This is a genomic window from Pseudomonas sp. BNK-15, from assembly GCF_047456105.1.
Taxonomy (GTDB): domain Bacteria; phylum Pseudomonadota; class Gammaproteobacteria; order Pseudomonadales; family Pseudomonadaceae; genus Aquipseudomonas; species Aquipseudomonas putida_E.
The window spans coordinates 2,327,303-2,351,804 of sequence record NZ_CP179898.1; the positions used below are offsets into that span (position 1 = coordinate 2,327,303).

The 24,502-nt window shown below is 61.9% G+C and carries 19 protein-coding genes; 15 read left to right on the top strand and 4 right to left on the bottom strand.

What is annotated here, in order from left to right:
• The first annotated feature begins 53 nt into the window (after positions 1-53).
• The 11 genes from pilM (at position 54) to ACMGF5_RS10750 (ending at position 15,102) form a co-directional block, all read left to right on the top strand.
• Positions 54-902, top strand: a complete 849-nt coding sequence (gene pilM / locus ACMGF5_RS10700) for a type IV pilus biogenesis protein PilM (RefSeq protein WP_115273373.1) — start codon at positions 54-56, stop codon at positions 900-902.
• On the top strand, positions 902-1,438 hold the full coding sequence (locus ACMGF5_RS10705) for a PilN domain-containing protein (RefSeq protein ID WP_115273374.1): 537 nt from the start codon (positions 902-904) through the stop codon (positions 1,436-1,438). Before pilM ends, ACMGF5_RS10705 begins: the two co-directional genes overlap by 1 nt.
• Complete coding sequence (locus tag ACMGF5_RS10710) at positions 1,435-2,451, top strand: pilus assembly protein PilP (RefSeq protein ID WP_204919413.1); 1,017 nt, start codon at positions 1,435-1,437, stop codon at positions 2,449-2,451. Before ACMGF5_RS10705 ends, ACMGF5_RS10710 begins: the two co-directional genes overlap by 4 nt.
• Complete coding sequence (locus ACMGF5_RS10715; RefSeq protein WP_115273375.1) at positions 2,375-3,643, top strand: type IV pilus secretin PilQ; 1,269 nt, start codon at positions 2,375-2,377, stop codon at positions 3,641-3,643. The genes ACMGF5_RS10710 and ACMGF5_RS10715 overlap by 77 nt, the downstream gene beginning before the upstream one ends.
• A 4-nt stretch (positions 3,644-3,647) precedes the next feature.
• Positions 3,648-4,166: a shikimate kinase AroK gene (gene aroK / locus ACMGF5_RS10720; protein ID WP_039602073.1), complete on the top strand. Its 519-nt coding sequence runs from the start codon at positions 3,648-3,650 to the stop codon at positions 4,164-4,166.
• A gap of 94 nt (positions 4,167-4,260) precedes the next feature.
• A complete protein-coding gene (gene aroB, locus ACMGF5_RS10725) occupies positions 4,261-5,358 on the top strand; it encodes a 3-dehydroquinate synthase (protein WP_046787053.1) in 1,098 nt (365 codons plus the stop codon).
• A 15-nt stretch (positions 5,359-5,373) separates the two neighbouring features.
• A complete protein-coding gene (locus ACMGF5_RS10730; RefSeq protein ID WP_046787054.1) occupies positions 5,374-6,969 on the top strand; it encodes an SPOR domain-containing protein in 1,596 nt (531 codons plus the stop codon).
• A 373-nt stretch (positions 6,970-7,342) separates the two neighbouring features.
• Positions 7,343-11,788 carry a glutamate synthase large subunit gene (gltB, locus tag ACMGF5_RS10735; RefSeq protein WP_119688134.1) on the top strand — a complete coding sequence of 1,482 codons (4,446 nt, stop codon included), beginning with the start codon at positions 7,343-7,345 and terminating at the stop codon, positions 11,786-11,788.
• A gap of 123 nt (positions 11,789-11,911) precedes the next feature.
• Positions 11,912-13,330, top strand: a complete 1,419-nt coding sequence (locus ACMGF5_RS10740) for an FAD-dependent oxidoreductase (protein WP_115273377.1) — start codon at positions 11,912-11,914, stop codon at positions 13,328-13,330.
• 151 nt (positions 13,331-13,481) lie between these two features.
• On the top strand, positions 13,482-14,546 hold the full coding sequence (hemE, locus tag ACMGF5_RS10745) for a uroporphyrinogen decarboxylase (protein WP_251962080.1): 1,065 nt from the start codon (positions 13,482-13,484) through the stop codon (positions 14,544-14,546).
• 208 nt (positions 14,547-14,754) lie between these two features.
• A complete protein-coding gene (locus ACMGF5_RS10750) occupies positions 14,755-15,102 on the top strand; it encodes a YgiW/YdeI family stress tolerance OB fold protein (protein WP_251962079.1) in 348 nt (115 codons plus the stop codon).
• A 118-nt stretch (positions 15,103-15,220) separates the two neighbouring features.
• Here ACMGF5_RS10750 and ACMGF5_RS10755 read toward each other — a convergent pair whose 3' ends face one another.
• On the bottom strand, positions 15,221-16,465 hold the full coding sequence (locus ACMGF5_RS10755; RefSeq protein ID WP_161871625.1) for an MFS transporter: 1,245 nt from the start codon (positions 16,463-16,465) through the stop codon (positions 15,221-15,223).
• 108 nt (positions 16,466-16,573) lie between these two features.
• Between ACMGF5_RS10755 and ACMGF5_RS10760 the strand changes: the two genes are divergently transcribed.
• From ACMGF5_RS10760 to ACMGF5_RS10775, 4 genes are all read left to right on the top strand, one after another.
• Positions 16,574-17,473 carry a LysR substrate-binding domain-containing protein gene (locus ACMGF5_RS10760; protein ID WP_414157777.1) on the top strand — a complete coding sequence of 300 codons (900 nt, stop codon included), beginning with the start codon at positions 16,574-16,576 and terminating at the stop codon, positions 17,471-17,473.
• A gap of 90 nt (positions 17,474-17,563) precedes the next feature.
• Positions 17,564-18,337, top strand: a complete 774-nt coding sequence (locus ACMGF5_RS10765) for a ParA family protein (RefSeq protein WP_115273382.1) — start codon at positions 17,564-17,566, stop codon at positions 18,335-18,337.
• Between the two features lie 65 nt (positions 18,338-18,402).
• The gene (locus tag ACMGF5_RS10770) at positions 18,403-18,711 is read left to right on the top strand and encodes a type II toxin-antitoxin system HigB family toxin (RefSeq protein WP_046784973.1); all 309 of its coding nucleotides are present in this window, start codon (positions 18,403-18,405) and stop codon (positions 18,709-18,711) included.
• Positions 18,701-19,057, top strand: a complete 357-nt coding sequence (locus tag ACMGF5_RS10775; RefSeq protein ID WP_046784974.1) for a helix-turn-helix domain-containing protein — start codon at positions 18,701-18,703, stop codon at positions 19,055-19,057. The genes ACMGF5_RS10770 and ACMGF5_RS10775 overlap by 11 nt, the downstream gene beginning before the upstream one ends.
• Before the next feature lie 3 nt (positions 19,058-19,060).
• Here ACMGF5_RS10775 and trxC read toward each other — a convergent pair whose 3' ends face one another.
• From trxC to mscK, 3 genes are all read right to left on the bottom strand, one after another.
• Complete coding sequence (trxC, locus tag ACMGF5_RS10780; protein WP_115273383.1) at positions 19,061-19,495, bottom strand: thioredoxin TrxC; 435 nt, start codon at positions 19,493-19,495, stop codon at positions 19,061-19,063.
• Positions 19,496-19,541: 46 nt separating this feature from the next.
• A complete protein-coding gene (selO, locus tag ACMGF5_RS10785) occupies positions 19,542-21,002 on the bottom strand; it encodes a protein adenylyltransferase SelO (RefSeq protein ID WP_119688138.1) in 1,461 nt (486 codons plus the stop codon).
• Positions 21,003-21,172: 170 nt separating this feature from the next.
• The gene (gene mscK / locus ACMGF5_RS10790) at positions 21,173-24,481 is read right to left on the bottom strand and encodes a mechanosensitive channel MscK (RefSeq protein WP_161871626.1); all 3,309 of its coding nucleotides are present in this window, start codon (positions 24,479-24,481) and stop codon (positions 21,173-21,175) included.
• Between the last annotated feature and the right edge of the window lie 21 nt (positions 24,482-24,502).

Genomic DNA, 24,502 nt, shown 5'->3' on the forward strand with positions numbered 1-24,502 from the left:
CCATCAAGCCTTGGTGCTGGCGCGGGTTTCAGGGCTGTCACAAAGGAGCAGCGATGCTTGGACGCATTGGCAAGGATGCCGGTTCACTGTTGGGGGTTGAAATTGCCGTCGATTCGGTTCGGCTTGTACAACTGCAACGCAGAAAAGGGCGCTGTGAGCGTCTTGCCTGGGAGGTTGAGCGATTCGAGCCCACAGGTGCTGCTGATTGGTGGCAAGTGGCTGATCGCGTCGTGGCGGCGCTGCGTAGCGCTTGTCGGCGCAGTGGCAGTCGCCAGCGCCGGGTCGCAGTGGCCCTGCCTGCCTCGCAGGTAATCTGCAAGTTGTGCCAGCTACCGGCAGACCAGCCAGTAGCCGAAATGGAGGCGCAACTTCTGGCTGATGCGGACAGGTTGTTTCCTTTCCCGCTGGAAGACCTGGTGATGGACTTCCAGGTGTTGGGGGCTTCATGTGGGCAGGCTGGCGCGCGTGATGTTCTGGTGGTGGCCTGCCGGCAGACCCTGCTGCAGTCGTTGGAAGCGATTTTCGATGACGCTGGGTTGCTGCTGGAAGTCGTCGAGGTCGACAGCATCGCCTTGCGGCGAATGATGCCGCAACCGGGTGCAGACGGCTGCGCGCTGCTGCGCCTTGAGCCCGGCAGCGCTACGCTGCATTGCTGGTCACAGGGTGTATTGCCGCAGCGGCGCGAAGTGCCCCTGGGCCGGCTGGCCGAACTGTTTGTCGATGACCTGCAGGTGCAAGACCTGCTTCTGGCTGGGAGCCTGCAGCTTGAGCAAGGTCGGCTCGGTGACTTGATTGACCGGTTGGAAGTACCTTATCGGGCGTTGCCCCAGGTGGCTGGCCTTGCATGTCACGACGACAACATGGCATTGGCGTCTGCCCTGGCGCTGGGAGCTTTGCGCTGATGCTGCGTATCAATCTTTTGCCCTGGCGCGAACAGCAACGCTTGGCGGCGCTTCGCCGTTTTCAGCTCATGCTGATTGGCAGCGTGGTGCTGGCACTCTGTGTTGTGTTGTTGATGGACCAGCTGGCGCGCCAGCGGGCGCAGCATCAGGCCGCTGCCAACCTGGGGCGCCAGGCCGCGATCGCGGGGCTCAATAGGCAGCTGGAGCAGCTTGACGTCATTCAGCAGGCTCTCGACGCAGCAAGGGCCCAAACCGCCTCGCTGGACGCTTTGTTTGCGGACCGAGGGCTTCTCACGGCGCTGTTCAGCGATCTGGAGCGGGCATTGCCCGAGGGCGTTCAGGTTGTCGAACTGAAGGTCGAGGGTGAGCGGTTGCACTTGGTTGGGCTGGCCGCTTCCAGCGCTGTGATAGCGCAATTGATGCGTGATCTCGGGCGCTCCGGGATATTGCTCGACCTGGAATTGAGGCGGATCAAGAGCTTGCCTGCTGGTGAAGAGTTTTTGCTGCTGGCGCGGATGTCGGGCTCTTGGTCGTGAAGCTGCGCGTGCGTCTGGACTGGCAGGCCCTGGTAGCTCGCTCGCGCTTGTTCCGATGTGCCCTGCAGATAGCTGCGGCGTGCCTGGTGTTTGCGGTCGGCTGCCTGATTCGTTGGCCGGAATGGCGGCAACTGCAGCAGGCAGCGCAGGTAAACCAAAGGGCCCTTAACGACAAGCATCATGCCAAGGCCACCCAGGTGTTGGCGCATGTGCATGCACCGCAAGCGCTGAGTGAAGCCCAGCGGCACCTGCACGATATGCGATGGCGCCTGGCAGCCGGGGGCGAAATCAGCGATCTGCTCGATCAGTTGGCCGCGTCGGGGCATGTGCATGGGCTGCATTTCGAGCAACTTGAGGTACTGGATGAGCAGAAGAAGGCAGGTTTCGCACGAACGCCGCTGGATGTGCAGGTAGTTGGGCGTTACGCGGCGTTGCGACTTTGGCTCGATGAGTGGCTTGGGCAGGTTCGCCTGCTGCGTGTCGGCGACATGCATCTGGCCGATGCTCAAGGCAGGCCCGGCTTGCTGCGATTGAGGCTGCGGGTTGACGCCTTCCACGCCGATGGGCCGGTGGCAGAGCCGGAATCATTGGCCTGGATACCCGCCCGGGGTGAGGTCTTGCCAGCGGTTCTCGATCCGTTTTCGACGTGGTCGGGTCGCGTTGTCAGGCGAGGGCTCGCCTCTGTCCCGCTGGCTCAGCTGGAAATGGTCGGAAGCTTGTCCCGGGGCATGGAGCATGAGGCTTTGCTGTCATCTGCCGGGAGGCTCTATCGCGTGCGTTCCGGTGACCGTCTGGGGCGCGATGGGGGGCTGGTGGAGCGCGTGGATGAGCACCAGGTAACGGTGCGCGAGCGGTTGTTCGTGGGCGGCACTTGGCGCGAGCGCACGGCATTTCTGAGGCTCAGGCAGGGCGTGGACGGGGAGATCAGGGAAGATCATGAACAGGTTGATGAAGTGGGTGGTGGCGGCCTTGCTGCCGATGCCGTTGCTGGCGGCAACGCCTTATCGGGGTGAGCCGATTTCGCTGAACTTCCAGGACGTGGAAGTGCGCCTGGTGTTGCAGGTGCTGGCCGATTATGCCGGCATCAACCTGGTCGCCAGCGACACGGTGCAGGGCAGTATTACCTTGCGTCTGCAGGATGTTCCCTGGGATCAGGCTTTGGAGCTGGTGTTGCGCAGCAAGGGCCTGGCCCGGCGCGAAGAGGGCAAGGTGCTGTTGGTGGCGCCAGCGGCTGAGCTGGCCGAACAAGCCCTGGGCGCGCGTATAGGCTTGGAGCTGGACGCCCAATCGCAGCCGTTGCGCCGCGAGTTGCTGCCGATACACCACGCCGAGGCCTCAGAGCTTGCCGAATTGCTGCTGGCCACGCTGGCCGATGACGGCATTCTGACGGGGCGCGGTAGTTTGAATGTGGATGTGCGCACCAATACGCTGGTGGCGCACCAGCCTGAGGAGCGGCTTGCCGAGCTGCGCCAGTTGGTGGCGCAACTGGATGTGCCGGTACGGCAGGTAGAGATCGAGGCGCGCATCGTCGAGGCCAATGTCGATTACGAGAAAAGCCTTGGGGTGCGCTGGGGCCCGCGGCTCTACAGCGAAGCTGCTGTTTTGGGCAAGGACGTGTTTGTCGATCTTGGGGTGGAACGTGCCGGTTCCAGCATTGGCTTGGGGGTGTTGCGTGGGAGCGTGCTGCTGGACCTTGAACTCAGCGCCATGGAGAAGACCGGCAATGGTGAAATCATCTCCCAGCCCAAGGTGGTCACCGCCAATAAGGAAACCGCCCGCATCCTCAAAGGCACCGAAGTCCCTTACCAGGAGACCACGAAGAGTGGCGCTACCTCGGTTGCATTCCGCGAGGCTTCGCTGTCGTTGGAGGTCACTCCGCAGATTACGCCGGACGGCAAGGTGATCATGACGGTCAAGGTGACCAAGGACGAGCCTGATTTCGTCAATGCCTTGAACGATGTGCCGCCGATCCGCAAGAACGAGGTCAATGCCAAGGTACGGGTAGCTGACGGGGAAACCATCGTCATTGGCGGTGTGTATTCGACCACGCAAAACAATGTGGTCGACAAGGTGCCATTTTTCGGTGATCTGCCGTATGTTGGGCGGCTGTTTCGACGCGATGCATTACAAGAGAAAAAATCCGAGCTGCTGGTCTTCCTGACTCCGCGTATCATGAATGACCAGGCGATTGCTGTGAGTCGTTGATTCTGTGCGAAATTTGATACTTGTAGGGCCCATGGGCGCTGGAAAAAGCACCATCGGGCGCCTGTTGGCCAAAGAGCTGCGCCTGCTGTTCAAAGATTCCGACAAGGAAATCGAACTGAAAACAGGCGCCAACATCCCGTGGATCTTCGACAAAGAAGGCGAGCCGGGCTTCCGTGATCGTGAGCAGGCGATGATCGCCGAGCTCTGCGCGCTCGATGGCGTGGTCGTGGCGACCGGCGGCGGCGCGGTGATGCGCGAGGCCAACCGCCAGGCTCTGCACCATGGTGGCCGGGTGATCTACCTGCATGCCTCGGTGGAACAGCAGGTCGGGCGTACTGCGCGCGATCGCAATCGCCCCTTGCTGCGTACTGCCAATCCGGAGGCGACTTTGCGTAGCCTTCTTGAAGCACGCGATCCGCTCTACCGTGAGATCGCCGACATCGTGGTTGAAACCGACGAACGGCCCCCGCGCATGGTCGTACTGGATATTCTCGAGCGCTTGCAGCAGTTGCCGCCCCGGTAGGCCGGGACTATTCTCGGCCAGCGCCGAGGCGAGGTTCAACGTTACCGCGTGGGTCGCTCAGCCGACGCCGCGCCCAAGTACATTGTGGGGATACATGCAGACACTAAAGGTCGACCTGGGCGAGCGCAGCTACCCGATCTACATTGGCGAAGGCCTGCTTGAGCAGCCAGAACTGCTGGCGCCGCACATTGCCGGCCGGCAGGTTGCCATCGTTTCCAACGAGACCGTCGCGCCCCTGTATCTCGAACGTCTCAGCAAGACGCTGGGTGCCTATTCGGTGCTGCCAGTGATCCTCCCGGATGGCGAAGCCCACAAAAACTGGGAAACCCTGCAGTTGATTTTCGACGGCCTCCTCACGGCCCGGCACGACCGCCGCACCACGGTGGTGGCCCTCGGTGGTGGCGTTATCGGCGACATGGCCGGCTTCGCTGCGGCGTGCTATCAGCGCGGCGTCGATTTCATCCAGGTACCGACCACCCTGCTGTCCCAGGTCGACTCCTCTGTCGGCGGCAAGACCGGCATCAACCATCCGCTGGGCAAGAACATGGTGGGTGCGTTCTACCAGCCCAACGCCGTGCTGATCGACACCACCACCCTCAACACCCTGCCCGAGCGCGAGCTGTCGGCGGGCCTGGCCGAAGTGATCAAGTACGGGCTGATCTGCGACAAGCCCTTCCTTGGTTGGCTCGAGGACAATATCAAGGCTTTGCGCGCCCTCGAGCCAGCGGCGCTGACCGAAGCGATCCAGCGCTCGTGTGCAGCCAAGGCTGCGGTGGTCGGGGCTGACGAACGTGAGTCTGGTGTGCGCGCAACGCTCAACCTGGGGCATACCTTCGGGCATGCCATCGAAACGCACATGGGCTACGGTGTCTGGTTGCACGGCGAGGCCGTGGCAGCGGGTACGGTGATGGCCCTGGAGATGTCGATGCGTCTGGGCTGGATCGATCAGTCCGAGCGCGATCGCGCAATCCGTCTGCTGCAGGATGCAGGTTTGCCGGTGGTGCCACCACAGGAAATGACCCCGGCGCATTTCATGGAGCATATGGCGGTCGACAAAAAGGTGATCGATGGGCGTTTGCGTCTGGTGCTCCTGCGCCAGATGGGCGAAGCCGTGGTTACCGACGACTATCCGAAAGAGATTCTTCAGGCCACGCTGTCGGCGGATTACCGCGCGATCGTGGCCCAGCTTTGAGGTTGTGACAGCGCAATGACCAGTTTGCATGCCGATGAGGCGTTTCTCGACCATTACCAGTTGAGCCACGATCCGTTCGCGCCGCGTGTGCCCGGCTTCAAGTTTTTCCCTGCCCAGCGCAAGCCTGTGCTCGGCCAACTGCACCACCTGGCCCGTTACAGCCAGCTGATGCTGGTGGTTACAGGCCCGGTCGGCAGCGGCAAGACGTTGTTGCGCCAGGCCTTGGTGGCCAGCACCAACAAGCAGTCGGTGCAGAGCGTCGTGGTATCGGCGCGCGGCGCCAGCGATGCTGCCAGCGTGCTGGGCCAGGTGGCCCAGGCGCTGGACGTGGCTCCGGCGGAAGTTCAGGCGATCCTCTCCAAGGTGGTACAGCTTGCCCTCACCGGGCAGGAAGTCTATTTACTGGTCGACGATGCGGAACAACTCGACGAGTCGGCACTCCAAGCGTTGCTGGAGCTGGCGGCAGGTGTCCCGGAGGGGCGCCCGCACGTGTTCCTGTTCGGCGAAGCGTCGCTGATCGCCGGGTTGGATGAGATCCATGTCGAGGAAGAGCGTTTCCACGTCATCGAACTCGCCCCCTACAGCGAGGAAGAGACCCGCGAGTACCTGGAGCAGCGCCTGGAAGGTGCAGGCCGGGGCATCGAGGTGTTCACCCATGAGCAGATCGTCGATATTCATGAACACTCCGACGGTTGGCCTGGCAACATCAACCAGGTCGCCCGCGATACCTTGATCGAAGCCATGATCGCCAGCCGTAGTACGGCGAAGCGACCAACCATGGGGTTCAAAATGCCTAAGAAACACGTGCTCGCGCTGTCCGCTGTCGTTGTAGTGGCCGTTGCTGCCGCGGTTCTCATGCCCAAGAAAAGCGACAAGGCGGCTACGGATGCGCCCGCAGCCCAAGCCCAATTGCCGCTGGGGGAAGCAAAGCCCGCTGACCCGGCCATCGAATTCTCAGGCTCGTCGCAGCCGATGCCACTGCCCCTGGTTGGCCAGTCGCAGCCGGTGATGCGCGAGCCGCTGGCGCAGGCCGCCGGCATGGGGGATGGTGAAGAAGGTGGCCCGGCGGACAGCACTGCGCTGCAGCCAGGCAATCCGCCAACGGTAACGACCATCGCACCACCGCAGGGTGAAGCTGCAGGCCCCGCACCGACCATGGCTCAGGCTACCACCAGTACGCCGCCGGCCCAGCCGGTTGCGCCTGTGCAGAAGCCGGTAGCAACCCAGCCGGCCAAGCCGGTTGCACCCGCCAAGCCCGCTCCTGCACCGACCCAGGTTGCCACTGCCAAGCCCGCTGCCAAACCTGCAACAGGCGGCAGCGGTAACAGCGGCTGGTACTCCGGTCAGAAGCCTGGCAATTATGTAGTGCAGATCCTTGGTACCAGCTCCGAAGCGTCGGCGCAGGCCTTCGTCAAGGCGCAGGGTGGCGACTATCGCTACTTCAAGAAAAGCCTGCAGGGCAAGCCGCTCTACGTGGTCACCTATGGTAGCTTCGCCAACCGCGATGCAGCGGTTGCGGCAATCAAGAACTTGCCAGCGAAGGTTCAGGCTGGTAAACCTTGGCCACGTACTGTCGCCAGCGTCCAACAAGAGCTGGCCACGGCCCGCTGATACCTTCCGGGCGGCACCACCCCGCCGCCCAGTTGCTGAGCGATAACTGACTTTCGTCTAGCCTGCTGCGCCCGAGCGCGGCAGGCTTTTCTGTCCCAGGCTGCCGGCCACAAGCCAATCTTGCAGTCATGGCTGAAACGCTTCAGACTCGAGCCAAGCCGCTATCACGGCGCATGGCGCAAAAACATTCAAAATTGCGACATAAATTTTCAATGGTGAGACATGAAAATTTGTGGGCATCGCTGTCGCTGTGCAACAATGGTTTTCCATGGCCACCGCAAAAAAGCTGGCATTTGATCGGCGTGGATGGTAAGTGGTTGTTAAAAAAGAGATTTGCCTCCGGTTGAGAGGTGAACCTGGTGAGAAAGTGTCTATGAAAACAGGTCTGTACCATCCCGAAGAATTCAAGGACAACTGTGGTTTTGGCCTGATCGCCCATATGACGGGCGAACCGAGCCACCACCTTCTGCAAACGGCCATGCAGGCCCTGACTTGCATGACCCACCGTGGCGGCATCAACGCCGACGGCAAGACCGGTGACGGTTGCGGTCTGCTCATGCAGAAACCCGATCAATTCCTGCGTGCCGTGGCCCAGGAGCACTTTGCCGTCGAGCTGCCCAAGCAGTACGCCGTTGGCATGGTGTTCTTCAATCAGGACCCGGTAAAAGCCGAAGCCGCTCGCGCCAACATGGATCGCGAAATCATCGCTGCCGGCCTGACCCTGGTTGGCTGGCGCAAAGTCCCGATCGACACCAGCGTGCTCGGCCGCCTGGCGCTGGAGCGCCTGCCGCAGATCGAACAGGTGTTCATCGGCGGTGAAGGCCTGAGCGATCAGGAATTCGCCATCAAGCTGTTCAGTGCCCGTCGCCGTTCGTCCGTGGCCAACGCCCACGACGCCGACCACTACATCTGCAGCTTCTCGCACAAGACCATCATCTACAAAGGCCTGATGATGCCGCGCGATCTCGCGGCCTTCTATCCCGACCTGGACGACGAGCGCCTGCAAACCGCGATCTGCGTGTTCCACCAGCGCTTCTCCACCAACACCCTGCCGAAATGGCCGCTGGCGCAGCCGTTCCGCTTCCTCGCCCACAATGGCGAGATCAACACCATCACCGGTAACCGCAACTGGGCGATGGCCCGTCGCACCAAGTTCGCCAACGACCAGATCCCCGACCTCGAAGAGCTCGGCCCGCTGGTCAACCGCGTAGGGTCCGACTCCTCGAGCATGGACAACATGCTGGAGCTGATGGTCACCGGCGGTATCGACCTGTTCCGCGGCGTGCGCATGCTGGTACCGCCAGCCTGGCAGAACGTCGAGACCATGGACGCCGACCTGCGCGCTTTCTACGAATACAACTCCATGCACATGGAACCGTGGGACGGCCCGGCCGGCATCGTCATGACCGAAGGCCGTCATGCGGTCTGCCTGCTTGACCGCAACGGCCTGCGCCCGGCGCGCTGGGTGACCACCAAGAATGGCTATATCACCCTGGCGTCGGAAATCGGCGTGTGGGACTACAAGCCTGAAGATGTCATCGCCAAGGGCCGTGTCGGCCCAGGCCAGATCTTCGCGGTGGATACCGAGACCGGCCACATCCTCGACACCGATGCCATCGACAACCGCCTGAAGTCGCGCCACCCGTACAAGCGCTGGCTGCGTCAGCACGCCTTGCGCATCCAGGCGACGCTCTCCGACGACCAGGGCGCGGCCAGCTACGACGCTGACCAGCTCAAGCAGTACATGAAGATGTTCCAGGTCACTTTCGAAGAGCGTGACCAGGTACTGCGCCCACTCGGCGAGCAAGGCCAGGAAGCGGTCGGTTCGATGGGTGACGACACGCCAATGGCCGTGCTGTCGCAGCGCGTGCGTTCGCCTTACGACTTCTTCCGCCAGCAGTTCGCCCAAGTTACCAACCCGCCGATCGACCCGCTGCGCGAAGCGATCGTCATGTCGCTGGAGATCTGCCTGGGTGCCGAGCGCAACATCTTCCAGGAATCTCCTGAGCATGCCTCGCGGGTAATCCTCAGCTCCCCGGTCATCTCGCCCGCCAAGTGGCGTTCGTTGATGAACCTGGAGCGCGAAGGCTTCGACCGTCAGCTGATCGACCTCAACTACGAGCAAGGCATCGGCCTGGAAGCGGCCATCCGCAACATCGCCGATCAGGCTGAAGAAGCGGTGCGCGCTGGCAAGACCCAACTGGTGCTCAGCGACCGCTACATCGCCCCGGGCAAGCTGCCGGTGCACGCTTCGTTCGCCGTTGGCGCGGTCCACCACCGCCTGACGGAAAAAGGCCTGCGTTGCGACAGCAACATCCTGGTCGAAACCGCCACTGCCCGTGATCCGCACCACTTCGCCGTGCTGCTGGGCTTCGGCGCCTCTGCGGTGTACCCGTACCTGGCGTATGAAGTGCTGGCCGACCTGATCCGCACCGGCGAAGTGCTGGGCGACCTGGACGAAGTCTTCAAGTACTACCGCAAAGGCATCTCCAAGGGCCTGCTGAAGATCCTGTCGAAGATGGGCATCTCCACCATCGCCTCCTACCGTGGTGCTCAGCTGTTCGAGGCCGTAGGCCTGGCCGAAGAAGTGGTCGGCCTGAGCTTCAAAGGCGTGTCCAGCCGCATCAAGGGTGCGCGTTTCGTCGACCTCGAGGGCGACCAGAAGCTGCTCGCCGCTGAAGCCTGGAGCGCGCGCAAGCCGATCCAGCAGGGCGGCCTGCTCAAGTTCGTCCACGGTGGCGAGTACCACGCCTACAACCCGGATGTGGTCAATACCCTGCAGGCCGCCGTGCAGCAGGGCGACTACGCCAAGTTCAAGGAGTACACCACGCTGGTCGACCAGCGCCCGGTGTCGATGATCCGCGACCTGCTGAAAGTGAAGGTGGCCGACGAGGCCCTGCCGCTGGATCAGATCGAGCCGCTGGAGGCGATCCTCAAGCGCTTCGACTCCGCCGGTATCTCGCTGGGTGCGCTGTCGCCAGAGGCTCACGAAGCGCTGGCCGAGGCGATGAACCGCCTGGGCGCGCGCTCCAACTCCGGTGAGGGCGGTGAAGACCCCTCGCGCTATGGCACCATCCGCAGCTCCAAGATCAAGCAGGTGGCCACCGGCCGCTTCGGTGTGACCCCGGAATACCTGGTCAATGCCGAAGTGCTGCAGATCAAGGTTGCCCAGGGCGCCAAACCGGGCGAGGGCGGCCAGTTGCCCGGCGGCAAGGTCAACGGCCTGATCGCCAAGCTGCGCTATGCGGTACCGGGCGTGACCCTGATCTCGCCGCCACCGCACCACGACATCTACTCGATCGAAGACCTGGCCCAGCTGATCTATGACCTCAAGCAGGTCAACCCCCAGGCCCTGGTATCGGTCAAGCTGGTGGCAGAGGCGGGCGTTGGCACCATCGCCGCCGGCGTGGCCAAGGCCTATGCCGACCTGATCACCATCTCCGGTTATGACGGTGGTACCGGTGCTTCGCCGCTGACCTCCATCAAGTACGCCGGCGCCCCGTGGGAGCTTGGCCTGGCCGAAACCCACCAGACCCTGCGCGGCAACGACCTGCGCGGCAAGGTACGGGTACAGACCGACGGCGGCCTGAAAACCGGCCTGGATGTGATCAAGGCCGCCATCCTCGGCGCCGAAAGCTTTGGCTTCGGTACCGCACCGATGATCGCCCTGGGCTGCAAGTACCTGCGCATCTGCCACCTGAACAACTGCGCCACTGGCGTGGCCACGCAGAACGACAAGCTGCGCAAGGACCACTACATCGGCACCGTCGACATGGTGATCAACTTCTTCACCTTCGTCGCCGAGGAAACCCGCGAGTGGCTGGCCAAGCTGGGTGTGCGTAGCCTGGGCGAACTGATCGGCCGGACCGACTTGCTCGACGTGCTGCCAGGCGATACCGAACGCCAGCACTACCTGGACCTGTCGCCGCTGCTGGGCAGCTCGCACATCCCGGCCGACAAGCCGCAGTTCTGCGAAGTCGACAAGAACCCGCCGTTCGACAAGGGCGAGCTGGCCGAGAAGATGGTCGAAATGGCCCTGCCGGCCATCCGCGATCAGGCCGGTGGCGAGTTCGCGCTCGACATCTGCAACTGTGACCGCTCCATTGGTGCGCGCATCTCCGGCGAAATCGCCAAGCTGCACGGCAACCAGGGCATGGCCGCAGCGCCGATCACCTTCCGCTTCAAGGGAACTGCGGGCCAGAGCTTCGGCGTGTGGAACGCCGGTGGTCTGAACCTGTACCTGGAAGGAGACGCCAACGACTACGTCGGCAAAGGCATGACCGGTGGCAAGGTCACCATCGTGCCGCCAGCCGGCAGCCCGTTCGAAACTCAGCACAGCGCCATCGTCGGCAACACCTGCCTGTACGGCGCCACGGGCGGCAAGCTGTTCGCCGCCGGCACCGCGGGCGAGCGCTTCGCTGTGCGTAACTCCGGCGCCCATGCTGTTGTCGAGGGTACTGGCGATCACTGCTGTGAATACATGACCGGTGGCTTTGTCTGCGTTCTGGGCAAGACCGGTTACAACTTCGGCTCTGGCATGACTGGCGGCTTCGCCTACGTGCTCGACATGGACAACAGCTTCGTCGACAAGCTCAACCACGAGCTGGTGGAAATCCAGCGTATCAGTGGTGAAGCGATGGAAGCCTACCGTAGCCACCTGGCGCGGGTCCTTGGCGAATACGTGGAAGAAACCGGCAGCGAGTGGGGGCGTGAGCTCTCGGAAAACCTGGACGACTATGTGCGGCGCTTCTGGCTGGTCAAGCCGAAGGCGGCCAACCTCAAGCAACTGCTGTCCAGCACCCGTGCCAACCCGCAGTAAAAACAGCTGCAAGTGGCAAGCCTCAAGCTGCGAGTAATAGCAGCTCGAGGTTTGCCCGGCTTAAGTGATCGTCTTGCGGCTTGCAGCTTGTAGCTTGCAGCTGCTGTTAAGAGGTTTTGAAAAATGGCTGAACGTCTGAGTAACGACTTCCAGTTCATCGAAGTGGGCCGCAAGGACCCGAAGAAAAAGCTGCTGCGCCAACGCAAGAAGGAGTTCGTGGAAATCTACGAGCCTTTCAAGCCCCAGCAGTCCGTAGAGCAGGCACACCGCTGCCTGGGCTGCGGTAACCCCTATTGCGAGTGGAAGTGCCCGGTGCACAACTTCATCCCGAACTGGTTGAAGCTGGTCTCCGAAGGCAACATCCTGGCTGCGGCGGAACTCTCGCACCAGACCAACACCCTGCCGGAAGTCTGCGGCCGTGTGTGCCCGCAGGACCGCCTGTGCGAGGGTGCCTGCACCCTGAACGATGGCTTCGGCGCGGTGACCATCGGTTCGGTCGAGAAGTACATCACCGACACCGCCTTCGCCATGGGTTGGCGCCCGGACATGTCCAAGGTCAAACCGACCGGCAAGCGCGTTGCCATCATCGGTGCTGGCCCGGCAGGCCTGGGCTGTGCCGACGTGCTGGTGCGCGCCGGGGTTACCCCGGTGGTGTTCGACAAGAACCCGGAAATCGGCGGCTTGCTGACCTTCGGCATCCCTGAGTTCAAGCTGGAAAAGACCGTGCTGAGCAATCGTCGCGAAGTCTTTACCGGCATGGGTATCGAGTTCCGCCTGAACACCGAAGTGGGCACCGACATCACCATGGAACAGCTGCTCGCCGAGTACGACGCCGTGTTCATGGGCATGGGTACCTACACCTACATGAAAGGCGGCTTCCCGGGCGAGGACCTGCCGGGCGTGCATGACGCGCTGGACTTCCTGATCGCCAACGTCAACCGCAACCTGGGCTTCGAGAAGTCGCCGCAAGACTTCGTCGACATGCAGGGCAAGAAGGTCGTGGTGCTGGGCGGTGGCGACACCGCAATGGACTGCAACCGCACCTCGATCCGCCAGGGCGCCAAGGCGGTGACCTGTGCCTACCGTCGTGACGAAGCCAACATGCCGGGCTCGCGCAAAGAGGTGAAGAACGCAAAGGAAGAAGGCGTGAAATTCCTCTACAACCGTCAGCCGATCGCCATTGTCGGTGAAGACAAGGTCGAAGGCGTGAAGGTGGTCGAGACCCGTCTTGGCGAGCCTGATGCCCGTGGTCGTCGCAGCCCTGAGCCAATCCCGGGTTCCGAAGAAATCCTCCCGGCGGACGCCGTGGTGATCGCTTTCGGCTTCCGCCCGAGCCCGGCACCTTGGTTCGAGCAGCATGGCATCCAGATGGACAGCCAAGGCCGCGTGGTGGCCCCGGAGAAAGGCAAGTTCAAGCACCAGACCAGCAACCCGAAAATCTTTGCCGGTGGCGATATGGTGCGCGGTTCGGACCTGGTGGTGACCGCCATCTTCGAAGGTCGTACCGCTGCCGAAGGTATCCTGGATTACCTCGAAGTCTGATGTGACCGATGGGGCCGCACAGCGGCCTCATCGCTTTTTGTATACAAAATTGCTTGATCCACGGCACCCAATAGACAAAACGCATGGTCTCAACCGTGCCTTTTGCGCTGGCGTCTGAGAAAATGCCCGCACTTTTTTGCCGGATGCCGACATGACTGCCCTGAAGAACGATCGTTTCCTGCGTGCACTGCTCAAGCAACCCGTAGACGTCACCCCTGTATGGATGATGCGCCAGGCCGGCCGTTACCTGCCGGAATACCGCGCCAGCCGCGCCAAGGCCGGTGACTTCATGAGCCTGTGCATGAACCCGCAGTTCGCCTGCGAGGTCACCCTGCAGCCGCTGGAGCGCTACCCGCTTGACGCAGCGATCCTGTTCTCGGACATCCTCACCATTCCCGATGCCATGGGCCTGGGCCTGTACTTCGAGACCGGCGAAGGTCCGCGCTTCAAGAAGGTCATCAGCACCCCGGCCGACATCGAAGCCCTGCCAATCCCTGATCCGCAGAAAGACCTCGGCTACGTGATGGATGCCGTCAGTACCATTCGGCGCGAGCTCAACGGCCGTGTGCCGCTGATCGGTTTCTCCGGCAGCCCGTGGACCTTGGCCACCTACATGGTCGAAGGTGGTTCGTCCAAAGACTTCCGCAAGACCAAGGCGATGGCCTACGACAACCCGCAAGCCCTGCACCTGCTGCTGGACAAGCTGGCACAGTCGGTCACCAGCTACCTCAACGGGCAGATCCTGGCCGGCGCCCAAGCCGTGCAGATCTTCGACACCTGGGGCGGCAACCTGTCGGCGGCGGCGTATCAGGAGTTCTCCCTGGCCTACATGCGCAAGATCGTCAGCGGCCTGATCCGTGAGCACGATGGGCGCAAGGTGCCAGTAATCCTGTTCACCAAGAACGGCGGCCTGTGGCTGGAGAGCATCGCCGAAGCCGGCGCTGATGCCCTGGGCCTGGACTGGACCTGCGAGATCGGCGACGCCCGCCGCCGCGTTGGCGACAAGGTTGCCCTGCAAGGCAACATGGACCCGACCGTGCTGTACGCCAAGCCTGAGGCCATTCGCAACGAAGTGGCACGGATCCTGGCGAGCTATGGCAAGGGTAGCGGCCATGTGTTCAACCTGGGTCACGGCATTACGCCGGAGGTCGACCCGGAGCATGCAGGTGTGTTCATCAACGCCGTGCATGAGCTGTCGGCGCAGTATCACCAGTGATCTGAATGGCAGTCAGTCAAGCGATTTGGGGCCGCTTTGCGGCCCATCGCCGGCAAGCCGGCTCCCACAGGTACGGCGCACAGCTCAACAACTGCGCGGTCCTTGTAGGAGCCGGCTTGCCGGCGGGCCGTTTTTTGTTGCATTAAGTTTTAATTCAGCGATTGTCGCTAATCTGGTCCCATCGAAACCGAAACAGGACCCGATCCTCATGAAAGCTCGTTACTTCGCTCTGATTCTCGCCCCCTTGTTCAGTACCGCTGTCTTGGCCGCCGGCTATACCGGCCCGGGCGCCCAGTCGGTGACTACCGTCGCTGCTGCCAATGACGCAGCCGATGACACCCCCGTGGTGCTGCAGGGTTATGTCACCAAGAAGATCAACAACGACGACAAGTACGAATTCAAGGACAACACCGGCACCATCACCGTTGAGATCGACGATGAAGACCTGCCGCCGACGCCGTTCAACGACAAGACCAAGGTCAAGCTGACCGGCGAGGTGGAAAAGCACCTGATGAGCCGTGAAGTGGATGTGGATATTGTCGAGATCGTGAACTGATCTGAAGCCCCAATCGCCGGCAAGCCGGCCCCCACAGGTATCCCACTGCCCTTGAATACAGTGGTTTACCTGTGGGGGCCGGCTTGCCGGCGATTGGGCTGCACAGAGCAGCCCTGTTTCAGGCAGCCTTGGGCGCCAGCTTGCTAAGGTGCAACGCCACCAGCAACGCCACCGCCAGGAGGCTGCCGATGAACAGCCCGATGCCACTCCAGCCCCATTGGTGCCAGAACACCCCGCCTGCCGTCCCCGCCACACTCGACCCCGCGTAATAGCAGAACAGGTACAGCGAAGACGCCTGGCCCTTGGCCTTCAGCGCTCGGCGGCCGATCCAGCTGCTGGCCACCGAATGCGCTCCGAAGAAGCCGAAGGTAAAGATCAGCATCCCGACGATGATCATCACCAGTGGGTTGGCCAATGTCATCAACAGCCCGCCCGCCATGACCAGAATGCTCGCCCAGAACACCCGGCGGCGCCCAAGTTTATCTGCCAGCGCACCCACTTGTGCCGAGCTGTAGATACCCGACAGATAGACCACCGAGAGCAAACCGACCAGCGCCTGGTTCATGTGATACGGCTCGGCGAGCAGCCGATAGCCTATGTAGTTGAACAGGGTGACGAATGCGCCCATCAACAGGAAGGCTTCGAGGAACAGCCAGGGCAGACCCGCGTCCTTGAAGTGCATGACGAAGCCATCCAGCAGGCTGCGCGGTTTGAGCGTCTGCGCCCTGAAATTGCGCGATTCGGGCAGCACCTTCCAGAACACCAGCGCTGCGATCAGGGCCAAACCACCGATGGTCAGCATTGCCGTGTGCCAGCTGACGAAGTCGATCAGCACGCCTGTGATCAGCCGACCGCTCATGCCGCCGATGGCATTGCCACCGATATACAAGCCCATGGCCAGGCCGATGTGCTGCGGGTGGATTTCTTCACTCAGGTAGGTCATCGCCACAGCTGCCAGGCCGCTCAGCGACAGGCCGACCAGCGCCCGCGTGGCGAGTACGCCTTCCCAGGTCGGCATCACTGCGCTGACCATGGTCGATAACGCGGCGCAGAGCAGCGCGAATACCATCACCGGCTTGCGCCCGATGCGGTCGGAAATCGGCCCGGTGATCAGCAGGCCGAACGCCAGCATGCCGGTCGACACCGACAGTACCAGGCTGCTCTGCGCGGCATTGATCGAAAACTCCTGCGACAGCAGCGGCATCATCGGCTGCACGCAATACAGCAGGGCGAAGGTCGCGAAGCCGCCGCTGAACAGGGCCAATACGGTCTTCATGAAGGCAGGGGTGCCTTTCTCGATCCAGATTTCGTTCAGCGGTGCAGGCTCGGGGTCGGCAGGAAGGGGGGCTACAGCAGTTTTCACGGGCGGGTACCTCTGGCGCAATGGAAAAAGCATATAGCTGCCTAATGATTAGATCCAATATATTGTTCGACCTATTTAAGACGTTTTGCGACTTGTTCTGGAGGCCCCATGGAACTGCGCCACCTGCGTTATTTCATTGCCGTTGCCGAAGAGCTGCACTTCGGGCGGGCGGCCCGGCAGTTAGGCATTTCTCAGCCACCCCTGAGTCAGCAGATTCAGGCTTTGGAACAGGAGTTGGGCGCGCGCCTGTTCGAACGTACCAATCGTCGGGTCGAGCTGAGTGAGGCCGGTCGGCTGTTCCTTGAGGAAGCCCGTCAGGTACTTGCGCAGGTAGAGAAGGCGGCCGATGTTGCGCGCCGTGCGCAACTGGGTGAGCTGGGCGAAATGAAGATCGGCTTTACCTCGTCGGCCCCTTTTACCTCGAAGATCCCCAAGGCGATTCATGCCTTCCGCCAGCGCTTCCCGGCGGTGCACCTGAACCTCAAGGAAATGAGCAGCCGCGATGTCGCCGAAGGGGTGTTCGACGAGTCCATCGAGGTCGGCCTGATGCGGCCCATGCCCTTGCCGGAAGGGCTGGTGGCCACGGAGCTATTTCGCGAACCGCTGGTGGCGGTGATCAATGCCTCACATGCGCTGGCCGAAGGGACCGAGCACGGTGTGCACATGGCGGCGCTGGCCCATGAACCGTTCGTGTTCTTCCCGCGCAGTTACGGCAGTGGATTGCACGCCCAGTTGCTGAGCCTGGCGCGACAGGCGGGTTTCAATCCGCATTTTGCTCAGGAAGCAGGGGAAGCCATGACCATCATTGGGCTGGTGTCGGCGGGCCTTGGGGTGTCGATTTTGCCTGCTTCCTTTCAGCGCATGCGCATCGAGGGCGTTGTGTACCGAACGCTTCTGGATGAAGACGCCACCTCTGCTGTATGGCTGGTCCAGCGCCAACATGGCGGATCGGCAATGGCCAAGGCCTTTGCCGCATTGCTGACGGGCGTAACCGCAGGGGGCAATTGAACCCTTGCCGTCGGCGTCGGGCAATTGGCGCTGGCCAATGCCGCTGCGCCGCCACATACTCGGGCATTCGTTGATACACGGAGGTCTCTCATGCGGCGCGTGGTGTTCAATCAGAAAGGTGGTGTGGGCAAGTCGAGCATCGCTTGCAATCTGGCGGCGGTCAGCGCCAGTGAAGGTTATCGGACCCTGCTGATCGACCTGGATGCCCAGGCCAACTCGACTCAGTACCTGACCGGCCTTACCGGCGAAGACATTCCGATGGGCATCGCCGACTTCTTCAAGCAAAGCCTCTCCAGCGGGCCGTTCAGCAAGAAGAACAAGGTCGATATCTACGAAACCCCGTTCGACAACCTGCATGTGATCACCGCCACGTCAGAGCTGGCCGATTTGCAGCCCAAGCTTGAGGCCAAGCACAAGATCAACAAGCTGCGTAAGTTGCTCGACGAGCTCGACGAGGATTACGAGCGGATCTACATCGATACCCCGCCTGCACTCAACTTCTATGCGGTATCGGCGCTGATTGCGGCAGACCGTGTGCTGATCCCGTTCGACTGCGACAGTTTTTCGCGCCAGGCGCTGTATGGGCTGCTGGCTGAGATAGAAGAGTTGAAGGATGACCACAACGAAGAGCTGGTGGTCGAAGGCATTGTCGTCAATCAGTTCCAGTCCCGCGCCAGCCTGCCCCAGCAGATGCTCGACGAACTGCTGGCCGAAGGCCTGCCGGTATTGCCGGTATACCTGAGCAGTTCGGTGAAGATGCGCGAGTCGCACCACGCCAGTTTACCGCTGATTCACCTGGAGCCACGGCACAAGCTGACCCAGCAGTTTGTCGAGCTGCATGACTTGCTTGAGCGCACCGCGTGAAATGCTCATCCTTGCGCGAGGAGTAGATAAGCGCTAGCATCTCCCAAAACGGGAGATCTGTTTGGATGCGCGTCATTGCCAAAAGTACATTGGTGAAATTCTGGGAGTTACCAGGGCATGAAGATGCCAAGGCACCGTTGGAGAGTTGGCACGATATGGCACAAAAAGCCACATGGCGAACACCGCAAGAGGTGAAAAGCCAGATTGGCAGCGCTAGCATATGTGGCAACAACCGCGTGGTCTTCAACATCGGAGGCAATAAATACCGGCTAGTGGTTGAAATGCAGTATCGAGCTGGTATTGCCTGGGTGAAATTCGTCGGAACGCACAAGCGATATGACGAAATTGACGTGGAGACGATCAGTGAATATTAAGCCAATCCGCAATGACGACGACCTTAAAGCCGCATTTCTGCGACTGGAGTCCATTTATCAAGCACAAGCCGGTACGCCCGATGCTGATGAAATGGAAGTTCTTGTGACATTGATTGAGGTGTACGAAAACAAGCACTACCCCATTCAGCCCGCAGACCCAATCGAGGCTATCAAATTCTGCATGGACCAGCAGGGGTTGACAGCGCGGGACCTGGAGCCTTACATCGGCCCAAGCGGTCGCGTATCTGAAGTCTTGAACGGGAAGCGCAGGCTAAGTCTGTCCATGATCAAACGGCTTCACGATGGCCTCCGTATTCCCTATGAATCCCTACTGGCGAACGCTTGAGGCTTAAACCCCTTGGCTGCGTAGCCACTCCAGCAACGACTGCAGTGGAAACGCGCCGGCCTGGCGGCTGACTTCGCGGCCGTTCTTGAACAGGATCAGGCTGGGAATCGAACGGATACCCAACTGGCCCGCAAGGTTGCGGTTGGCTTCACTGTCGAGCTTGGCCAGGCGGCAGCGGCCGGTAAGCTGGCGGGCGGCCTGTTCGAAAGTGGGGGCGAAGGACTTGCACGGGCCGCACCAGTCGGCCCAGACGTCGATCAGCAGCGGCAGGTCGCCTTTGATCTGGCTGGCATAGTTGCGTTCGTTGAGCTCGAACGGCTGGCTCAACAGCACATCCTGTTTGCAGCGGCCGCATTTCGGCGCATCGCCCAGGCGGGATGAAGGCAGGCGGTTGAGGCCGTCGCAGTGGGGGCAGGGCACTAGCAGTGAGTCGGACATGTCGTTTCCTTGTGGTGTTTGTTCGGACGCTATCGCCGGCCAGCCATCAGGAGGAGCAGCTGATTTCCAGGTGTTTGCCCCACGCGGGCGGTCGCTCGGCGTAGGCCTGCATTCCGGCTTGTTCCTCGAAAGGCGTGCTCAACACCTGATGCAGCCGCCGCACTTCACTGTAGTCACCGGCCTCGGCGGCTTCGATGGCTTTTTGCGCCAGGTAGTTGCGCAGTACGTACAGCGGGTTCACCGCATGCATGCGCTCGCGGCGGCCATCGCCATTACCGGCTTCACGCTCACAGCGGGCCAGATAGTCCGCGCCCCAGGCATCGAAACCTGCCAGGTCGATGAAATCGTCGCGTACGCCCTTGAGTGCCTCGGCCACCGGTTGATCGCCCAGCCTGCGGAAGAACAGGTTGTAGTCCACACCCCCGCTCTGCATGCGTTGCAGCAGGCGCTCGACCAGCGCCATGTCGTCGTCCTCGGCCGTGGTCAGGCCCAGGCGTCGGCGCATCAGGTCCAGGTAATGTGCCTGGTACAGTGGCAGGAACAACCCCAATGCCTCCTTCAAAGGCTCGACCTCGATCACGGTGGTCAGGGCCTGGGCCAGTGCGCTGAGGTTCCAGTGGGCGATCGGTACCTGGTTGGCATAGCTGTAGCGGCCACGATCATCGGAATGGTTGCAGATGAAGTTGGCGTCGAAGTCGTCGAGGAAGGCATAGGGGCCAAAATCGAAGGTGATGCCCAGGATCGACATGTTGTCGGTGTTCATCACCCCATGACAGAAGCCGTACGCCTGCCAGTGAGCAATCAGTTCGGCGTTACGCTCGACGATGGTGCGGAACATGGCCAGGTAGGGTTGTTCGGCCTCACGGCATTCGGGGTAGTGCTGTTCCAGCACATGATCGATCAGTACCCGCTGCTGTTCCGGTTGCTTGGTGTAGTAGAAATATTCGAAGTGGCCGAAGCGCACGTGGCTCTGCGCCAGGCGCGTGAGCATGGCCGCACTTTCGCGTGTTTCGCGCCATACCGGGGTGCTGGAGCCGATCACGCACAGTGCCCGGCTGGTGGCGATACCCAAGGCATGCAGGGCCTCGGATGCGAGAAACTCGCGGATGGAGGAACGCAGTACGGCGCGGCCGTCGCCCATGCGTGAATACGGCGTCTGGCCGGCGCCCTTGAGGTGCAGGTCCCAGTGTTCGCCTGCGTCGTTGAGCACTTCGGCCAGTAGCAGGCCGCGCCCATCGCCCAGGCGTGGGTTATACGAGCCGAACTGATGTCCGGAATAGACCATCGCCCGCGGGTCGGCCTCTTCCCAGAGCTTTTGGCCGCTGAACACTTCGGCGAACAAGGGCAAATCGGCTTGGGCCGGGTCGAGGTCGAGCAAGGCCATGGCTGACTCGCTTGCCACCACCAGGCGAGGCTCTGCGATGGGCTCGGGCAAAACCTGAGTGGAGAACGCATCGCCCAGGCGGGCGAAGCGGTTGTCGAAGGTGAGTTGGTCGAGGGCTTTCACGGGCTGCTCCTGGGGATCGGTGCCAAGGGGCCGCTTTGCGGCCCAATCGCCGGCAAGCCGGCTCCCACATGACTATCGCAGTGGCGCGGACCCTGTGGGAGCCGGCTTGCCGGCGATCGAGGGCGCAGCCCTCGTATGTATTTTGGGTGTTCAAGCGCTACGGCGTCTACTCACACTGGTTGAGTACCATCTGGTTTTGGTTGCTCCGCCGGAATCAGCTGCTGCTTGCCGCCCTGCATGTCCATCAGGTACACCTCGACCTGGCGAACAGAGATCTTGATGTTGTGCGCTTTGAACTCGCGATTGATAAAGCGGTTGATCTCGTCCAGCGTCGGGTTGCGGTCGCCCAGGTCCCGTACATGCATGCGCAGTTCGTGGTCCAGCGAGCTTTCGCCGAAATTGAGGAAGTACACGAGCGGCTCCGGGTCCTTGAGCACCCGTGGGTTCTCGTGGGCGCCCTTGAGCAGCAGCTCGCGCACCAGGTCCAGGTCGGAGCCATAGTCGATGCCCAGTTTCAGCGTGACGCGGGTGACCGTGTCGGTCAGCGACCAGTTGATCAGCTGGCCGGTGATGAAGGTCTTGTTGGGGACGATGATGTCCTTGCGGTCGAAGTCGGTGATGGTGGTGGCGCGGATACGGATCTTGCTCACGGTGCCGGACAGGTTGCCGATGGTGATGGTGTCGCCGATGCGCACCGGGCGCTCGAACAGGATCATGATGCCGGAGATGAAATTGGCGAATATCTCCTGCATGCCGAAGCCCAGGCCGACCGACAGGGCTGCCACCAGCCACTGCAACTTGTCCCAGCTTACGCCGAGGGTCGACAGGGTACTGACGATGCCTATACCGACGATGGTGTACGACAGCAGCGTGGTGGTGGCATAGGCGCTGCCCTGGGCCAGGTTCAGCCGCGACAGCACCAGCACCTCCAGCAGGCCCGGCAAGTTACCGGCCAGGGCGAAGGTGATGCCGACGATCACCAGCGCGCCGAGTAGGTCGCCGAGGCTGATCGGCACCATGCTGGCGGCCGTGCCGGTGCCGCTGGTGTATTCGTACAGGGTGAAGTTGTTGAGGTAGGCGAACACCGTGATCAAGTCGGCCCACACCCAGTACAAGCCGGCAATGAAGCCACCGAGCAAGGCCAGGCGGATCAGGCGCAACGACTGCTGGTTGACCTGCTCGATGTCCAGTGTCGGCTCTTCGGTGATGACTTCGCCATCCAGCCCTTCCTTGGCGGCCGCACGCTTGCTCAGGGCACGCTGGTAGGCCAGGCGTCGCGCGGCAACCGACAGGCCGCGTACGAAGGCGGCCTCGATCACCAGCCAGAACATCAGCAGATAAAGGGTGTAGATCAACCGGTCGGTGAGTTTGAGTGCGGTGTAGTAATAACCAAAGCAGACTGCCACGAACAAGGCGATCGGCAAGGCCGTGAAGGCCAGCCCGACGGCCCTGCGGAACAGCGAGGCGTCGCGGTGCGCGGGGCTGCTCAGCAACAGGCGGCTGAGCAGCCAGGCCATCAGTGCATAACAGGTCAGCACTACCCCGATGCCCAGCACGTCGTCGGCCAGTGCCGACGGCTGGTGCTCGGCCACCGCCACGACGCCGACCAGCGCCAGCACCACGGTGCCCAGCCTGCGCACCCAGCCGCGCAGGAACTCGACTTGCGGCTTGTGCCAGCGGAAGTGGACTTCCGCCACCCCGCCCGGGGCGAGTATGCGGTAGGCGGTGTAGAACACCAGCCAGGCCTGGGCCAGTTGCCAGAGCGCGGAGCCAAGGTTGGCGTTCTGCCCGCGGGCGTCGATCTGCAGGGCATAGCTGCACAGGGCAAGGCCCAGGCTCACTGGCATCGCCAGGAGGATGTTGATCAGGATCGCCTGGGGCGTATGCCACTGGCTGTCACGGCGAAAGTGGCCGATGTCCTGGTGCACCTTGCTCAGCCGCTGGTACAGGTATTTGCGGCGCCACAGCAAGGCGCCGATCACCAGCAGTAGCGGCAGGAACAACAATGGGCGCTGGCTCAGCCCGTCGCCCAGCTCCTTCAGGCCAGACCCCCAAGGCACGTCGGCGACCTGCTTGGCAAAGCGCTCCGGAACAGACTTCAACCAGTCCCAGTCCAGCGGCTTGTTGCTCGGGATCCAGAACATCTGTTCGTCGAGCGTGGTGCGCAGGCCTTGCGCAGTGCTGAGCAGCTGCTTCTGGTTGAGCTGCAGGGTGATCGATTCGTTGAGCAGCGCCGACAGTTCTCGGTTCAGGCGTTCGAGCAGGTCGCTGCGGGTGATCGCCACTTCCAGCAGGGCTTTGCGCAGGGCCGGGGTGACGTCTTCCTGCGGCTGGTTGGCCAGCAGCTTGTCGACGTAGGTCACGGGGCTGCTCATCTGCTCGCGCTGCTGGTTGATCTCGAACTGGTACAGGCGGATGTCGGCGATCTGGTCGGCCAGGTCACGGTCGAGCTTCAGGTGCGGCAGGGCCTGTTTCTGCTTGTAGAGGATCTTTGACAGCAGCAGGCTGCCCTTGAGCACGCTGATCTGCTCGTCCAGGGCCTGGTCGGCCTGGGTCAGGCTGTCGAGCTGCTGCTTGGTGCGCAGGTTCTGCTGGGTCAGCTCGTTAAGGCGGTCGGTGCTCTTGAGCAGGTAGTCGGAAAGCTTGAGGTTGGCTGCGCTTTCGCTGGCCAGCAGGCTGCTGCCGCCAGCCTTCTGCGCTTCGATCGACTGCTGGGTGACGGTTTGCTGGGATTGGGCCAGACGCTTCTCATTGATCAGCGTCTGCAGGTCCTGGATTTCCTGTTCCAGGCGTGCGGTGCGTTCAATCAGCAGGTCGTGGCGGGCGTTGCCCAGGTCTTGCAGCAGGCCGTTGCCGGCCAGCTCCTGGCGGCGCAGCAGGGTCACGGCGTTGAGCGAAGCCAGTTCGGCATTGAGTTGGTTACGCTGGTCGGCATTGATTGATTTGCCGCCATCCTTGCCGCTCTTGAGGATAGTGTTGATCTGCTGGCTGCGGGTCTGGTTGTTGCTGATCTCAGCCTGAGCGCGCTCGGGGCGGGTCTGCGAATTGATGATCAGGCTGTTGGCGTCGGACAGCGCTTTTTGCAGCTCGCCCTGCAGGGTGTTGCGTTCGCTGAGCATCTGTTCGAGTTGCGGCACGCTAAGGCTGGCGTAGCGCTGGGCCACCGGTTGTGGCTTGCTGGCCTTGAGCTTGGCCAGTTCTTTCTGGCTGTCGCTGGTCTCTTTGGGGGCGCCAGCCAGCTGTTGCTTGAGCGCGGCAAGCTTCTTCTCGCTGTCTTCCTTGTTGGCAAGCAGGCTCAGGGTTTGTTCGAGCACCTGCTGCAAGGCCTTCTGATCGGCCTCGGGCAGCTTGCGTTCGGCGATCTTGTCGAGGCTGTTCTGGATACTGGCAGCGCTCGGGGCTTCGGCCGCAGCAGCGGCGAACGGCAGGGACAGGCACAGCCCGAGCAGGGCTGTGCGAAGGTACACGCGCAGGGACATAGGCAGACTACTTGTGGATCA

Excerpts from the sequence above, each read along its gene's own strand:
- pilM (WP_115273373.1), top strand. The coding sequence starts at position 54 with ATGCTTGGACGCATTGGCAAGGATGCCGGTTCACTGTTGGGGGTTGAA.
- ACMGF5_RS10705 (WP_115273374.1), top strand. The coding sequence starts at position 902 with ATGCTGCGTATCAATCTTTTGCCCTGGCGCGAACAGCAACGCTTGGCG.
- ACMGF5_RS10715 (WP_115273375.1), top strand. The coding sequence starts at position 2,375 with ATGAACAGGTTGATGAAGTGGGTGGTGGCGGCCTTGCTGCCGATGCCG.
- aroB (WP_046787053.1), top strand. The coding sequence starts at position 4,261 with ATGCAGACACTAAAGGTCGACCTGGGCGAGCGCAGCTACCCGATCTAC.
- ACMGF5_RS10730 (WP_046787054.1), top strand. The coding sequence starts at position 5,374 with ATGACCAGTTTGCATGCCGATGAGGCGTTTCTCGACCATTACCAGTTG.
- gltB (WP_119688134.1), top strand. The coding sequence starts at position 7,343 with ATGAAAACAGGTCTGTACCATCCCGAAGAATTCAAGGACAACTGTGGT.
- ACMGF5_RS10740 (WP_115273377.1), top strand. The coding sequence starts at position 11,912 with ATGGCTGAACGTCTGAGTAACGACTTCCAGTTCATCGAAGTGGGCCGC.
- hemE (WP_251962080.1), top strand. The coding sequence starts at position 13,482 with ATGACTGCCCTGAAGAACGATCGTTTCCTGCGTGCACTGCTCAAGCAA.
- ACMGF5_RS10750 (WP_251962079.1), top strand. The coding sequence starts at position 14,755 with ATGAAAGCTCGTTACTTCGCTCTGATTCTCGCCCCCTTGTTCAGTACC.
- ACMGF5_RS10760 (WP_414157777.1), top strand. The coding sequence starts at position 16,574 with ATGGAACTGCGCCACCTGCGTTATTTCATTGCCGTTGCCGAAGAGCTG.
- ACMGF5_RS10765 (WP_115273382.1), top strand. The coding sequence starts at position 17,564 with ATGCGGCGCGTGGTGTTCAATCAGAAAGGTGGTGTGGGCAAGTCGAGC.
- ACMGF5_RS10770 (WP_046784973.1), top strand. The coding sequence starts at position 18,403 with ATGCGCGTCATTGCCAAAAGTACATTGGTGAAATTCTGGGAGTTACCA.
- trxC (WP_115273383.1), bottom strand. The coding sequence starts at position 19,495 with ATGTCCGACTCACTGCTAGTGCCCTGCCCCCACTGCGACGGCCTCAAC.
- mscK (WP_161871626.1), bottom strand. The coding sequence starts at position 24,481 with ATGTCCCTGCGCGTGTACCTTCGCACAGCCCTGCTCGGGCTGTGCCTG.